Origin of the sequence: Pseudomonas sp. B3G-3, from assembly GCF_028640915.1 — a bacterium.
GTDB classification, from domain to species: Bacteria; Pseudomonadota; Gammaproteobacteria; order Pseudomonadales; family Pseudomonadaceae; genus Aquipseudomonas; species Aquipseudomonas chlororaphis_I.
Genome location: NZ_JAQZAB010000137.1, coordinates 182,730 through 196,728, shown reverse-complemented (window position 1 = coordinate 196,728; position 13,999 = coordinate 182,730). Strand labels below are relative to the sequence as shown.

At 66.3% G+C, this 13,999-nt stretch carries 12 protein-coding genes; 5 read left to right on the top strand and 7 right to left on the bottom strand.

The window, feature by feature from the left end; translation table 11 throughout:
• Positions 1 to 54: 54 nt before the first annotated feature.
• The 4 genes from PVZ80_RS33325 to PVZ80_RS33310 are packed head-to-tail and all read left to right on the top strand — an operon-like array spanning position 55 to position 4,707.
• Complete coding sequence (locus PVZ80_RS33325) at positions 55 to 1,239, top strand: sensor histidine kinase (RefSeq protein ID WP_257373576.1); 1,185 nt, start codon at positions 55 to 57, stop codon at positions 1,237 to 1,239.
• The gene (locus tag PVZ80_RS33320; protein WP_124301642.1) at positions 1,236 to 1,904 is read left to right on the top strand and encodes a response regulator; all 669 of its coding nucleotides are present in this window, start codon (positions 1,236 to 1,238) and stop codon (positions 1,902 to 1,904) included. Before PVZ80_RS33325 ends, PVZ80_RS33320 begins: the two co-directional genes overlap by 4 nt.
• Entirely contained in the window at positions 1,901 to 4,258 is a 2,358-nt protein-coding gene (locus tag PVZ80_RS33315) for an ATP-binding protein (protein ID WP_101282545.1), read from the top strand. The genes PVZ80_RS33320 and PVZ80_RS33315 overlap by 4 nt, the downstream gene beginning before the upstream one ends.
• A complete protein-coding gene (locus PVZ80_RS33310; protein ID WP_009049159.1) occupies positions 4,255 to 4,707 on the top strand; it encodes a response regulator in 453 nt (150 codons plus the stop codon). Before PVZ80_RS33315 ends, PVZ80_RS33310 begins: the two co-directional genes overlap by 4 nt.
• Before the next feature lie 14 nt (positions 4,708 to 4,721).
• Here PVZ80_RS33310 and PVZ80_RS33305 read toward each other — a convergent pair whose 3' ends face one another.
• From PVZ80_RS33305 to gabT, 7 genes are all read right to left on the bottom strand, one after another.
• Entirely contained in the window at positions 4,722 to 5,984 is a 1,263-nt protein-coding gene (locus PVZ80_RS33305) for a T6SS phospholipase effector Tle1-like catalytic domain-containing protein (protein ID WP_103330692.1), read from the bottom strand.
• 205 nt (positions 5,985 to 6,189) lie between these two features.
• Positions 6,190 to 7,533 carry an OprD family porin gene (locus tag PVZ80_RS33300; RefSeq protein WP_028684081.1) on the bottom strand — a complete coding sequence of 448 codons (1,344 nt, stop codon included), beginning with the start codon at positions 7,531 to 7,533 and terminating at the stop codon, positions 6,190 to 6,192.
• A gap of 80 nt (positions 7,534 to 7,613) precedes the next feature.
• A complete protein-coding gene (locus PVZ80_RS33295; RefSeq protein ID WP_101282548.1) occupies positions 7,614 to 8,819 on the bottom strand; it encodes a DUF1624 domain-containing protein in 1,206 nt (401 codons plus the stop codon).
• A gap of 78 nt (positions 8,820 to 8,897) precedes the next feature.
• Positions 8,898 to 9,680, bottom strand: a complete 783-nt coding sequence (locus PVZ80_RS33290) for a DUF4198 domain-containing protein (protein ID WP_232788579.1) — start codon at positions 9,678 to 9,680, stop codon at positions 8,898 to 8,900.
• Positions 9,681 to 10,114: 434 nt separating this feature from the next.
• Entirely contained in the window at positions 10,115 to 10,603 is a 489-nt protein-coding gene (locus tag PVZ80_RS33285; RefSeq protein ID WP_009049164.1) for an Lrp/AsnC family transcriptional regulator, read from the bottom strand.
• A gap of 43 nt (positions 10,604 to 10,646) precedes the next feature.
• Positions 10,647 to 11,306, bottom strand: coding sequence for a hypothetical protein (locus PVZ80_RS33280; RefSeq protein ID WP_009049165.1), 660 nt, complete (start codon positions 11,304 to 11,306; stop codon positions 10,647 to 10,649).
• A gap of 96 nt (positions 11,307 to 11,402) precedes the next feature.
• Positions 11,403 to 12,692: a 4-aminobutyrate--2-oxoglutarate transaminase gene (gabT, locus tag PVZ80_RS33275; protein ID WP_009049166.1), complete on the bottom strand. Its 1,290-nt coding sequence runs from the start codon at positions 12,690 to 12,692 to the stop codon at positions 11,403 to 11,405.
• 274 nt (positions 12,693 to 12,966) lie between these two features.
• Between gabT and PVZ80_RS33270 the strand changes: the two genes are divergently transcribed.
• Complete coding sequence (locus PVZ80_RS33270; RefSeq protein WP_009049167.1) at positions 12,967 to 13,890, top strand: 2-hydroxyacid dehydrogenase; 924 nt, start codon at positions 12,967 to 12,969, stop codon at positions 13,888 to 13,890.
• Positions 13,891 to 13,999 lie beyond the last annotated feature (109 nt).

Genomic DNA, 13,999 nt, shown 5'->3' with positions numbered 1-13,999 from the left:
CGGGTCTAATGCCTGCTCGCGAGCGCACGCCCTTCACGCTGGAGCCTGTTTTTCATGCAAAGCCCGACTCACGACCCCGGCAGCGCCCTGGCCATTCGCAGCCAGTATCGCCAGTCGCAAAGCCGCGCCGCGCGCCTGCGCCTGTTGGTGGACACCGGCCAGGAACTGACCCAGTTGCCGCCCGCGGCCATGCGCCAGCGCGCCCTGCAACGGGCCTGCGCCTTTATGGCGATGGACCACGGCCTGCTGCTGGAATGGCACGCCGCCCAGCCGCCCCGGGCCACCGCCCAGCATGGCAGCAGCGAACGCCTGGCCGCCCTGCACCCGTTGGCCAAGTCTGCGACCCTGCACCCCGAATGGCTGCCGCAGACCGATACCGCCCTGCCCCAGGTGCTGCGCATTCCCCTGCCCGGCGCCGACGGCCAGGCCTTCGGCGCGCTGCTGCTGGCCAACAGCGTGGCCCTGGCCGCGCCCGACAGCGAGGACCTGGAATCCCTGCAACTGCTGGCCACCCTGTTGGCCGCGCACCTGGAAAACCAGCGCTTGCTCCAAGCCCTGCAAGCCCGGGAACGGACCATGTCGGAGCTGGTGCACCGGCTGTTCAGCGCCCAGGAAGACGAACGCAAGCGCGTGGCCTACGACCTGCACGACGGCCTCGCGCAAACCCTGGCCGGGCTGCACCAGCGCCTGCAAGGTTTTGCCGGACGCTGTCCGACATTGCCGCAAGAACTGCACAGCGAACTGCAAACCATCCTGACCCTGGCCCAGGGTTGCGTCGGCGAGGGCCGGCAGTTGATCGGCGGCCTGCGCCCCAACGTGCTGGACGACTTTGGCCTGTACAAGGCCATCGACAAGGAAGCCGACCGCCTGCGCGACGCTGGCATCGAAGTGCACTGGCAGCAACAGTCCGGCGCGCGCCTGCCGGGTGCCAGCGAGATCGCCCTGTTCCGCATCGCCCAGGAAGGCATCAACAACATCCTCAAGCATGCCCGGGCCAGCCGCGCCGAGTTGAGCCTGCAACTGGCCGATGGCCAGGCCCGGCTGACGCTGGCAGACAACGGCGTCGGCTTTGCCCTGGACAGCCCGCTGTCCAGCTGCGGCGGCCAGCACCTGGGGCTGGCGGCGATGCAGGAGCGCGCCAGCCTGCTGGGCGGCGAGCTGTCCTGGCACAGCACCCCTGGCGATGGCACCCGCCTGCAAGCCCGGGTGCCGCTGCCCACAGTTGGAGAACACCCATGAGCCCTGCCCTGCGCCTGGTGCTGGCGGACGACCATGAAGTCACCCGCACCGGCTTTGTCGCCCTGCTCGCCGGCCACCCGGAATTCGAGGTGGTCGGCCAGGCCCGCGATGGCCAGGAAGCCCTCGAGCTGTGCGAGCGCCTGCAACCGGACATCGCCATCCTCGACATCCGCATGCCGCTGCTCAACGGCCTGGGCGCGGCGCGCCTGCTGCAACAGCGGCAACCGGCGATCAAGGTGGTGATCTTCACCATGGACGACAGCCCCGATCACCTGGAAGCGGCGATTGCCGCCGGCGCGGTCGGCTACCTGCTCAAGGACGCCAGCCGCAGCGAAGTGCTCGGCGCCCTGCAACGGGTGGCCCAGGGCGAGGAAGCCCTCAACAGTACAGTCAGCGCCCGCCTGCTGCGGCGCATGGCCGAACGCAACGCCGGCGGCAGCGGCCAAGCTGTCGCCCTGACCGCCCGCGAACGCCAGGTGCTGGGGCTGGTGGCCGGCGGTTTCAGCAACCGCGAGATCGGCGAAAAGCTCGGCATCACCACCGGCACCGCCAAGGCCCATGTGGAGCGGGTAATCGGCAAGCTCGGCGCGGCGGACCGGACCCAGGCCGCGGTGCGCGGCATCGCCCTGGGGCTGGTGGCGCAGCCCGCGGGAGACTGGCCATGAGGCTGCTGGCGAGCCGGCATTGGCTCGACCTGCCCCTGCGCAGCAAGGCGCTGGTGGTGATCTCCCTGCCGCTGGTGATCCTCCTGCTGTCGCTGGTGCTGATCTACATCACCGAACGCCAGACCGCCCGCGCCGAGGAAGACGTGCGCCGGGTGCTGCTGGTGCAGGGCGATATCCAGACCGTGCACACCCTGCTCGCCGAAGCGGCGGCCAGCGTGCGCGGCTACCTGCTGACCCGCCGCGAAGACTTCCTGCCCAGCTACGAGCGCGCCCAGCCGCTGATCCAGGCCGCGCTGCAACGGCTGGACAGCAACATTCGCGATGCGCGCATGCGCGATCACCTCAAGGCCATCACCCCGCTGATCGGCCACAAGCTCGACGGCCTGGTGGCCCTGCGCAACGGCCGGCCCGACGACAGCGCCAGCATCACGGCGATCCTGATCGAGAACAAACAGGTGCTGGACGTGCTGCGCGAGCAGATCAGCGCCATGCGCATCCGCGAAGACGGCTTGCTCGCCGAGCGCAGCGCCGCGGCCTCGGCGACCCGCATGCGCCTGCTGATGGCCACGCTGCTGGCGGCGCTCTGCGGCCTGTTCGGGGCGATTGTCGCGGTGCTGTTCCTGTCCAAGGGCATCGTCGCCCGGGTGCAGCAGGTGCAAGGCAACGCCCAGCGCCTGGCCCTCGGCCAACCGCTGCGCCCGCAGGCCCCGGAACAGGACGAGATCGGCCAGCTCGGCACCCGCCTGGTGGAGGCCGGGCAACTGCTGGCCGAGCGCGAGCGGGCCCTGCGCGATAACGAAGAACGCCTGCGGCTGATCATCGACGGGGTCAAGGACTACGGGATCTTCGCCCTCGACACCCAGGGCCGGGTCACCACCTGGAACGCCGGCGCCGAGCGGATCAAGGGCTACCGCGAACAGGAAATCCTCGGCCGGCACTTCTCGCTGTTCTACCTGCCGGAAGAATGCCCGGCGCACCCGGACATGGCCCTGCGCGAGGCCACCCGCGACGGTCATTACATGGAAGAGGCCTGGCGCTGCCGCAAGGACGGCAGCCGCTTCTGGGCCAGCGTGGTGATCACCGCGCAGTACGATGCCAGCGGCGCGCTGCGCGGCTTCTCCAAGATCACCCGCGACATCACCGACCGCCGCGCCGCGGAAATCGCCCTGCGCACCGCCCGCGAAGAAGCCGAAAGCGCCAGCCGCGCCAAGAGCGAATTCCTCTCGCGCATGAGCCACGAACTGCGCACCCCGCTCAACGCCATCCTCGGTTTCGCCCAGTTGCTGGACATGGACTCGCCCAGCGGCCAGCGGCCCCAGGTCGGGCATATCCTGCGCGCCGGCCAGCACCTGCTGACCCTGATCAACGAGGTGCTGGACATCGCCCGTATCGAGGCCGGGCACCTGCCGCTGACTGTCGAGCCGATCGCCCTGGCCTCGGCGCTGCACGAAGCCCTGACCCTGGTCTCGCCAATGGCCACCGACGCCGGCGTCCAGCTCGCTGCCCTGCCCGCGCTGAGCGAACACAGCGGGGTGATCGCCGACCGCCAGCGGCTGATCCAGGTGCTGCTCAACCTGTTGTCCAACGCCATCAAGTACAACCGGCCCCAGGGCCAGGTGCGGATCGCGGTCAAGGTCCTGGGCCCGCGAGTCGAGGTGGCGGTCAGCGACACCGGCGCCGGCATTCCCCTGGAGCGCCTGGACCAGCTGTTCCGGCCCTTCGAACGCCTGGGTGCCGACCCGCGGGTGGAAGGCACCGGCCTGGGCCTGGCCCTGAGCAAGAGCCTGCTGGAGATGATGGACGGCAGCCTGCGGGTGCACAGCACGCCGGGCCAGGGTTGCTGCTTTACCTTGCAACTACCGTTTGTCCAGGTGGCCGCGGCCGGCGCGCACCGCCCCCTGGAACAGCAGGCCCTGGAGCAGCAGGCGCTGGAGCAATCGGTGTCGGTGCTGCCGGCCCGGGTCGAGACCGTGGAATACCGTGGCCAGGTGCTGTGCATCGAAGACAACCTGTCGAGCCTGGCGCTGATCGAAACCCTGCTGCAACGCCGCCCCGGCATTCGCCTGCTGTCGAGCATGCAGGGCCAGATGGGCCTGGACCTCGCGCGCCAACATGCGCCGCAACTGATCCTGCTGGACGTCAGCCTGCCGGACCTTGCGGGCCTGGAGGTGCTGCGCCGGCTGCGGGAATCGCCGAGCACCGCCAGCACCCCGGTGCTGATGATCACCGCCGACGCCAGCGCCCTGACCCACCGCGCCCTGCTGCAGGCCGGGGCCACGGCGATCCTGACCAAGCCCATTCATATCCCGGCGTTTCTCGCCCACCTTGAGCAACATCTACCGGAGCCCGCATGAACCACGATTTGCGCATCCTGATCATCGACGACCAGCGCCCCAACCTCGACCTGATGGAGCAGTTGCTGGCCCGCGAAGGCCTGCACAACGTGCTGAGCAGCACCCAGCCGCTGCGCACCCTGGACCTGTTCAACAGCTTCGAGCCGGACCTGGTGATCCTCGACCTGCACATGCCCGAGTTCGATGGCTTCGCCGTGCTCGAACAGCTCAACCGGCGGATCCCGGCCGACGATTACCTGCCGATCCTGGTGCTGACCGCCGACGCCACCCGCGACACCCGCCTGCGGGCCCTGGCCCTGGGCGCCCGCGACTTCATCAGCAAGCCGCTGGACGCCCTGGAAACCCTGCTGCGGATCTGGAACCTGCTGGAAACCCGCGCCCTGTACAAAGCCCTGCGCCAGCAGGTACCGGCGCAGCAGATCGAGCTGCTGCGCCGGCATCGCCAGTGAGTGGGTTGGCAGCCTTAGAGGTTGTACTCATCCAGCCTCGGCGAGTCGCCCACCTGCTCGATCGACTCGGAATCGATGTCCGGCAGGTTTTGCGGCTGGTAGCTCAGTTGGCTGCCCCACGGCTGGTCGCTGTTCAGCGGCCCCTTCAGCCGAGCGGCCACTGAGGCATGGACCCGGATTTTCTGTCCGTTTTCAGGGGTGGGAATCTCCCGCGACCGGGCTTTGCCGAACGGCGGCATCGAACCGTACTCAAGGGTTCGCTTGTGGGTCCTCGGGTTCCAGACCAGGCGCGGCACCCACTCGGCGATCAGCCAGTTGCGGGTCAGGGAATTGTGGGCCTGGGCCAGCGGATCCCGTAGCACCGAGGATGCTGGATAGAGTTCGGCGCGACAGGCTTCGGCATCGATGCTCAACCCGGCCTCCAGGCACTCGCCGATCATCCAGCGCAAGGCAATCAGCGCCAGCTGCGACTCGCCGACCGGGTAACCGCCGCCCACATCCGAATGCACGCCGGCGAACCAGACCTGTTTCAGGTTCACCCCCTTGCCTTCTGCCCAGAGGTTCTGCCGGAAAAAGCTGCGGCGTTCGTCCAGGGACACCGCATGGCGGATGGTCTTCACGTCCTCGTTCCTGCGGGTGTAGGGAACGATCAGCGGGTCATACACCCAGCCCACCGAACTCACGGTGTCGAACAGCCCGAGAAAGTGAATGCTCACTGGCCGGGCAAAGCTGCCCTTGAATTCCCCCATCAACTTGAAGTCCGGTTTCTTGTCCGCGCTCATGCGCCACCAGGTGTAACTCATGGCGCGTTGACGATCGGGCTTGGGGGCGTTTCCATCGGGTTGCAGGCGAGTAGTCAGCAGCGACCAGGCAAAATCCGTCAGCTGGACCTGATGGGCGGGCAACAGGCCGATGGTATGCAGCAGCGCCGCCAGCACCCGCACCGCGTAGGAGCCGCGGGAGAAACCGAAAAGGAAAATCTGGTCACCATCCCTGTAGTTCTCCATCAGGAAGCGATAGGCATTGAGCACGTTGCGCTTGATACCCCAGCCGAACATCAGCCCGGCGATGCGCGACGGCACCTTCTGCCATTCGAACAGGGTTTCGCTGAGCCCGAAGGTGCCCACGCCCTGGTCGTAATAGGCCAGCAGCGTTTCGCTGTCCTTGGGCAGCGAGCGAAACAGCCGGACCACGTTGGTCGGCTCGTCACTGAAACGGTTGTTGGTGCCGTCGATGCAAACAATCAGCTGGCGCGCCTTGATCCTTGTGTTGTCCACGACCTGGTTCCCTCGAGAGTCGTCAAGTGAGGTTCCCGCGCGGCCAGTCGGCCAGGCGAGGACCGGTGTCACCCTACGTCCGTGTCATGACAACTGCTGCGGTAAAGCCTGAAGGGCTATCCAAGGCATAGCAGCATTAACGGCGCCCGGCCATAAAAACCCCTCCACCGGGAGGGGCTGGTCACCGACAAGCCTTGCCTGGGCCCTAGAACCTGCCGCCCAACGGATACTCGATCGCCAGCCGCAGCTGGTCGGCATCCAGTTCGGCCTGGGCTTTATTACCGCGGTGCACGGCGTGGCGCAGGGTGACGGCGAGGTTTTTCGCCGGCCCGGACTGCACCACGTACTTGGCCTGCAGGTCGCGTTCCCAGTGCTTGCCGCCTTCGCCGTAGCCCAGCCAGGCGTAGCCGCCGCGCGGGTCCATGTGGCTGCCGTCGATGCCGCTGCCGCGCACATACAGGGCACTGAAAGTCAGGCCGGGAACCTGGTAGCCGGCCATGTTGAGGTCGTAGCGGGCCTGCCAGGAGGCTTCTTCAGGGGCGTTGAAGTCCGACAGGGCCACCGCGTTACTGAGCAGGATCGCGCCGCGGGTGACGTAGTCGTAAGGCGTGTCGCCGTCGACCTTCTGGTAGCCCAGGCCAAAGCTGTGGGCGCCGCTCCTGTAGGTCGACATCAGGCTCCAGGTGGTGTTGTCGATGCGCCCGGACAGGGCCTTGCCGGTGTCCTGGGTGCGGTACAGGTTGAAATCGAACGTCAGGTCCTGGCCCTGGCTCAGCGGCAGGTTGTAGAGCGCGCCAAGGTACTGCTGGCGCCAGGTGTCTTCGTACAAGGCGCTGAACAGGCTGGCGTTGAGGCCCTTGATCGAGGTGTTGCGCACGCCGATCAGGTCGAAGCTGTCGCCCTGCTTGCCGTTGGAATAATTGACCACGAAACCCTGGTCGTGGCTGCTGGCGTTACGGTCGGTGCTTTCGTTGAAGTGGCCGCCGTACAGCGTGGTATTGCTCAGTTCGCGGCTGGTGAGGAACCAGCCGGTGGCGGTCTCGGGCAGCAGGCGGCTGTCGGAGGAACCGAACACCGGGGTCTTGACCCGCTGCTCGCCGTAGCGCAGTTCGGTGGAGGAAAAACGCAGCTTGGCCACCGCGCCGCCACGGCTGAATTCATCCTTGGGATGGCCGTCGTTGTCCACTCCCAGCAGCCGCGCCTTGCCGGCCCGGCCACCGCCGCTGTCGAGTTTCCAGCCGGAATAGACGTGGGCATCCAGGCCGAAGCCGAGCGTGCCCTGGGTGAAACCGGAGCTGTAGTCGGCCATCAGGCCGTAAGCCCACTCCTGCGCCAGGTCGCTGCGTTCGGCGCGGGGTTTGTAGGCATTGCGCGCGCCGTTGCTCAAGGAACCGTGCTCATAGTCGCGACGGTCGTAGAGGCTGCGGTTGAACAGGCTCCACTGGCTGTCTTCGATAAAACCCTTGGCATTGTCCTGCTCCGCGGCCAGCGCGAGCAGGCTCTGGCCTCCCAATGCCAACAGCAGGGTGTGTCGGGTCAAGGTCTTCACTGTCGAACTCCCGAAAATCGATAAATGGCGGGCGATATCAGGCAGTGCGCCGCTGTACGGGCGCACCACCGGGACCCCACTCAGAGGTATTTGAGGATCGCGATATCGCGGCGGCGCTGCTTGAGGCCTGCGAACCAGCGTGTCGGGAAGAACAGCAGCACGCCGAGGATCAGGCTCCACAGCCAGACCCCGGACAGGTTGTCGAAGCCGTAGTAAGTGCCCTGGTTGGCGCCCCAGATGGCCACGGCCACCAGGTACATGGCCTTGAGCACGTACAGGTGCAGCAGGTAGAAGAACATCGGCGCGCCGCCGTAGATCGCCAGTTGCGCAGTCGACCAGCGTTCCTGGACCTTCTCGAAGTACGCCAGGAGGATCAGCCCCAGGCCCAGGGTCGGCATCAGGAACATCAGCGATGGCGGGTATTTCTTGGCGCTCATGAAGCTCATGAAGGTGCGCAGCGCATCGCCGGTCTGGACCCAGGGCTTCTCGCCGTAGACGTTCAGGTAACGAATGAACACGAACGCCACCAGCAGGCCGACGCCGACCTTGAGCAATCGCGCAATCCGCGCCGCCGGTTGCACGTCCTTGCCGAACCACGGGCCGATGGCCCAGCCCAGCAGGATCACCCCGATCCACGGCAGCACCGGGTACGTGGTGCGGGCCCGGGTGAACTCGGTGATGTCGATGAACACCCGCTGGTGCAGGATCGACCAGGGCACGAAGAACGGCGACTCGGGGCCCACCACCACGTCATCCAGCAGGTTGTGCCCGGCGACTATGGCCACCCCCAGCACGATCAGCCAGCCGCGTTTGAAGTGCAGCAGGCCGGCCAGCACGATCATGCAGATGCCGATGCACCAGATCACCTGCAGCCACAGGGTCTTGGGCGGGAACTCGGCGTTCCAGGCAAAACACACGAAGGTCAGCTCGAGGAATACCAGGAACAGGCCGCGCTTGAGCAGGAACACCGAGGTTTCCCCAAGGCTGTGTTTCTGGCTGTAGAGCCAGGCCGACAGGCCGGTGAGGAAGATGAACACCGGCGCGCAGATCTCGCTGAGCAGGCGGGTGAAATACAGGTCCGGGGTCACGCTCAGGGCGTCGATCGGGTCGGTGACCTGGCGATGCAGGAGGAAGGTCTCGCGCACGTGGTCCACCAGCATGCACAGCATGACGAAGCCGCGCAGGGCATCGATCGCCAGCATCCGCGTATTGGCCTTGGCCACGCTGCCCGCCAGCGCAGGGGACGCAACGCCCGCCTGCCCTGCCAATCCAGTAGAAAGGGTCATATCAGTCACTCATGTTGAAGGTCGTTAAGCCTGGGCAACCCCCTGTCGCCGACACGGCACAGGGGTCGGGGCAGCGGGTCAGGATTGCTTTTTCAAGCGCGCGACTTCCGAGGCCGGCAGCGTTGCAGGCGCCCGTGGCAACGGCGGCTTGCCCTGTGGCTGGTGGAACGACAGCGTGGAACTGAAGCTCTTGAGGTCGTAGGCCTCGGCCTGGCTGTCCGGGCCCTGGCGAGTGCCCGGGGTGCGGTCCTTGTATTCGGCGGCCACCACATAGGTGCCCTGCCACGGCAGCGCGAAGCTGACCTTGCCGTCCTGGTCGCTGGTCTGGGTGAAGACCTCGCCGGAGCCGGTTTCCAGGATCACTTCCTGGGCGGCCAGCGGCTTGAGTTCATAGAACACCTGGAACTGCGCCTTGCCCGCGGCGGCCACGCCGGTGGGGACGATGTCCAGCGCCAGTTCCGGCTGGCGCGCGCGCAGGTCGCCGACCCAGCGGGTGGCGGGCGTCCAATGAGTCTTGAGGGTCTTGCCGCCTTCATGCAGGTCGAAGAGCGGATACTGCGAGTCCTGCGCCAGCAGGCTTTCATCGGCCCTGGGCTGATGAGCAACGCTGAACGACTGGCGTTGCAGGCCCAGACTCAGACCCAATGCCGGGGCCGGCAGCGGATTCGCCGCCGACCAGCCCTTGAGCTGGCGGAAGCGATCGAGGCCACCGGGGGTCACTTCCAGCATGTTCTTTTCGTACTCGCCGTAATACAGCGTCAGGGGCTGCCCCGGCGTGTGTTCGTACCAGATCTGGTGAGCCTGGGTACCGCTGGCCAGCATCAGCGCGCCCAGCCCTATCAAGGTATTTGCCGTACTCATTCGCATCGTGTTGCGCTCCTTTGTGCTCTCATTCAACGAATCGCCGCCCCCGCTCTGATGGCGTTGAACTTCCCGGGGCGACGATGCGCACCTACCACTGGCTGGCATTACAGCGCAGGCCGTTCTGTGCTTTGTTCCGATTTGCCGCGGCACAAGCCCGTTGCCTGCTGTTTTCTCAAGGCAAACAGCGATTTATGCGGTGTGCGCCAGGCTGAAGCATCCAGGGGTAAGCGGTGCGTGGATTGTCCGATCGGGGTGCACGCGAGGCCTGCATGGCCGGTGTCGCTTGCTTGCGCGCAACCCGCTGTGCACTCACCGGCCAGGCAAAATGGCCGGCCCAGACGCAAGCGCGCCCGGTGAGAGGCGCGCGCATGAGTGATTGATCAGACGGCAAAATGTTATCAGATAACATTTCATTCTGAGAGAAGAACGAGTCAGTGGCGCAATAATTTACGCAGGGGCACGCCGTCTTTGAGGACCGGCGACTTGATGACGATGTAGCTGAAGTACTTCGAGATACCGATGTTCTTGTCCAGCAGGCTTTCCACCACCTCCTGGTAATGCTGGATGCTGCGGGTCATGAACCGCACCAGATAGTCGTAGCCGCCACTGATCAGATGACACTCCAGCACCTCGTCCACCAGGCGGATATTGGACTCGAACTTGGCGAAGTCCTCGCGCTTGTGGTCGCTCAGGGTGATCTCGGTGAACACCGTGACCGAGTCGGTGATCTTGGCCAGGTTCAGGTGCGCCTTGTAGCTGGAAATGTAGCCGGCCGATTCCAGGCGCTTGACCCGCTGCAGACACGGACTGGCCGACAACCCCACGGCGTCGGCGAGGCTGACATTGGTCATGCGTCCGTCTTTTTGCAGCTCAACCAAGATGTTGATATCAATACGGTCCAGTTTGACTAAACCTTCCATCGTTTACCTCTTGATTGCTGTGGGATGCAATCGACAAGCAAGATCAGCGCCGTAACGACGCCTGATGCTGGGCCACCAGGTCGGCCATGCTGTTGATGCAGTAGTCGGCGGCGCAGGGTTGCGGGTTGCGGCTGCCGGCACGGCAGATCAGGCACAGGCCCGCCGTCGCTTGCGCCGCGGCGGCCGGCGGCCGGGTCACCTGGAGGATGTCCTGGGCCCGCAGGTCGTTGTCCGCCAGCCACTGGCGATCCTGCAACGGCTGGCTGGCCAGGGAGATGAAATCGTCCTGGGCGATCCCCAGCCGCTCGCACAACAGCGCGCGATCCTCGGCATCGCGATCGCCCTGCACCAGCAGCCGATAGAACTTGCGCAGGTACAGCATCGCCCCCGGCGCATCCTCGAACAGAGACCAGCCCGCCACCGAACGGGCGAAGCTCATGCCCTCCTCCCAGGACGCCTTCAGGCCCCAGCGTTCGGCCAGCTGGCGATGGGCGAAACACAGCAGGCCGCTGAACCCCAGTTCGGCGAAGCGCGGGTACAGGCCCCGCACCGTCTCGGCGAACTCGCCCAGCACCTGCTCCTTGTCCGGTTGCCCGCGGCGACTGTCGAGCAAGGGTTGCAAGGCCGCCCAGACCCCCGAGTCACGGTCCACCAGGACCGCGTCGCAGTCGATCAGCAACGCACGATAATCAGTCAGCCCCATGGCGTGTACAGCCTCCTATGATGCGTTCCATCGATCCATGCTCCAAAAATGCCCATCGGTGGCGCCCGGCAGCCCGGCGCCGACCGGGGCATCAGCTCAGTTCAAGACTCGTGCCAGCGCGGCGTCGAGAATCGCCAGGGCTTCGTCGATCTGCTCGGGAGTTGTTACCAGCGGTGCCAGGAAGCGCAGGACGTTACGGTGCACCCCGCACTTGATCACCAGCAACCCACCCAGGCGCGCCTGGTCGATCAGCCGTTGCGTCAACTCGGCATCGGGGCTGTGCGCCGCATCGTTCTTGACCAGTTCCAGCGCCAGCATGAAACCGCTGCCACGCACATCGCCGATGCACGGGTACAGCCTCTGCAGGCTCAGCAACCCTTCGCGCAGGCGCAAGCCCAGCGCCACGCCACGGGCCAGCAACTGTTCCTCTTCGTAGGCATCCAGCACCGCCAGCGCCGCGGCGCAGGCCAGGGCGTTGCCGCCGTAGGTGCCACCGAGGCCGCCGGGCAGCGGCGCGTCCATGATCTGCGCCTTGCCCACCACGCCGGACAACGGCAAGCCACCGGCCAGGCTCTTGGCCACGGTGACCAGGTCCGGCTGGATATCGGCGTGCTGGAAGCCGAACCAGCTGCCGGTGCGGCCGAAGCCGGTCTGGATTTCATCGAGGATCAGCACGATGCCGTGTTGCGTCGCCAGGGCGCGCAAGGCCTGGAGGAATTCCGCCGGAGCGGCGAGGAAACCGCCGTCGCCCTGCACCGGTTCGATGATGATCGCCGCCACGCGCTCGGGTGCGACCTGGGTGGCGAACAGCTCCTGCAACGCCTGCAGGGCCATCTCGCTGCTGACCCCGCGATAGGCGTTCGGGTACGGCGTATGGAACACCTCGGGGGCGGTGCCGAAGTTCTGCTTGTACGGCTGGCTCATGCCGGTCAGCGTGCTGCCGAGCAAGGTGCGGCCATGGAAACCGCCACGAAAGGCGATCACCGCCGAACGCTGGGTATGGGCGCGGGCGATCTTCACCGCGTTCTCCACGGCCTCGGCGCCAGAGGTGAAGAATGCCGCCTTGTAGGGCTCGGCGCCGCCGATCATCTGGCTCAGGCGCCGGGCCAGGTCCAGGTACGGTTTGTAGGCCACCACCTGGAAGCAAGCGTGGGAGACTTTCTGCAACTGCGCCTGCACCGCCGCCACCACCCGCGGGTGGTTGTGGCCGATGTTCAACACGCCGATCCCGCCGACGAAATCCAGATAGCGCTCGCCGTCCACGTCCCACACCTGGGAGCCCTCGGCGCGGTCGATGACCAGCGGATGGGCAGTGACCACGCCCCGCGGCACGAACTGATCGCGCTGCTGGAGCAAATGAGGTGTTTCGTCGACCTTGCTATTCATGGCGTTCCTCATACTGAGCCAGGCAACCGGGAAGCGGTTGCGATGGCTTCAGATTAAGGCTTCGGCGGAACCGACTTAGCCGAACTTGGCCCCTGAGAAATCCGGATCCACTGTTTTCACCCCGGCAAACGGCAGATTCCTTCAGCCCCGCCGAATCTGCCGGCCAGGGCCTCGAAGCGCGCGGCACAAGGCGTTCGCACGCGGCCTTTCGACAGATCCTGCTTTGCCGTTGCGGCATCATGAAACCCATCCCTCCATCGATCAGGAACCGCCCATGGCCCTCCTCTATAAAGCTGACCCCGTGCGTGGCGAACACTGGCGAGCGCTGTTCGCCGAACAGGCCCCGGACATTCAATGGCGTGCCTGGCCGGACCTCGGCAACCCCGAGGACATCCGCTACCTGGCGGCCTGGCAGGCGCCGGACGACCTGAGCCTTTTACCTAACCTCGAGGTGCTGTTCGCCCTCTCGGCCGGGGTCGATCAGCTGGACCTCGCGCGCCTGCCGCCGGACTTGCCGGTGGTGCGCCTGCTGGACCCGGGCATCACCCGGGGCATGTGCGAATACGCCAGCTTCGCCGTGCTCAGCCTGCACCGCGACATGCTGCGCTACCGGCAGCAGCAGTTCGCCCGCTGCTGGCAGGCGCACCTGCTGCAACCGGCGGCGCAACGCCGGGTCGGGGTCATGGGCCTGGGCCAACAGGCCCAGCAGATCCTCGCCACCCTGCGGCCGCTGGGGTTCGCCCTGTCCGGCTGGGCCCGCAGCGCCCATCGCATCGACGGCGTGCAGTGTTTCGCCGGCAACCAGCAGCTGCCGGCCTTTCTCAGCCAGTGCGACATCCTGCTGTGCGTGCTGCCCCTGACCGAACAGACCCAGGGCATCCTCGACCGCGAGCTGTTCCGCCAACTGCCCCGCGGCGCGGCGCTGATCAACATGGGCCGTGGCGGCCACCTGGTGGAGCAGGACCTGCTCGACGCCCTGGCCAGCGGCCAGCTCAGCGGCGCGGTGCTCGACGTCCTGCAACAGGAGCCGGCCCCGGCCGAACACCCGTTCTGGGATCACCCGCAGATCCTCCTGACCCCGCACATCGCCGCCATGACCCAGCCGGAAAGCGCCTTCGCCGTGCTGCTGGACAATATCCGCCGCCACCAGCGCGGCGAACCGATGCTCGGGCAGATCGACCGCAGCCAGGGTTATTGAAAGCCCCGCGATCGTGTAGCCGCTGGCGCAGCCGTCGTAAAACCAGTGACAGTGGTGCGTCAGGGCTATCCAGCGTGCAGGTTTGGCGGGCTGGCGCCCGATCGCAGCC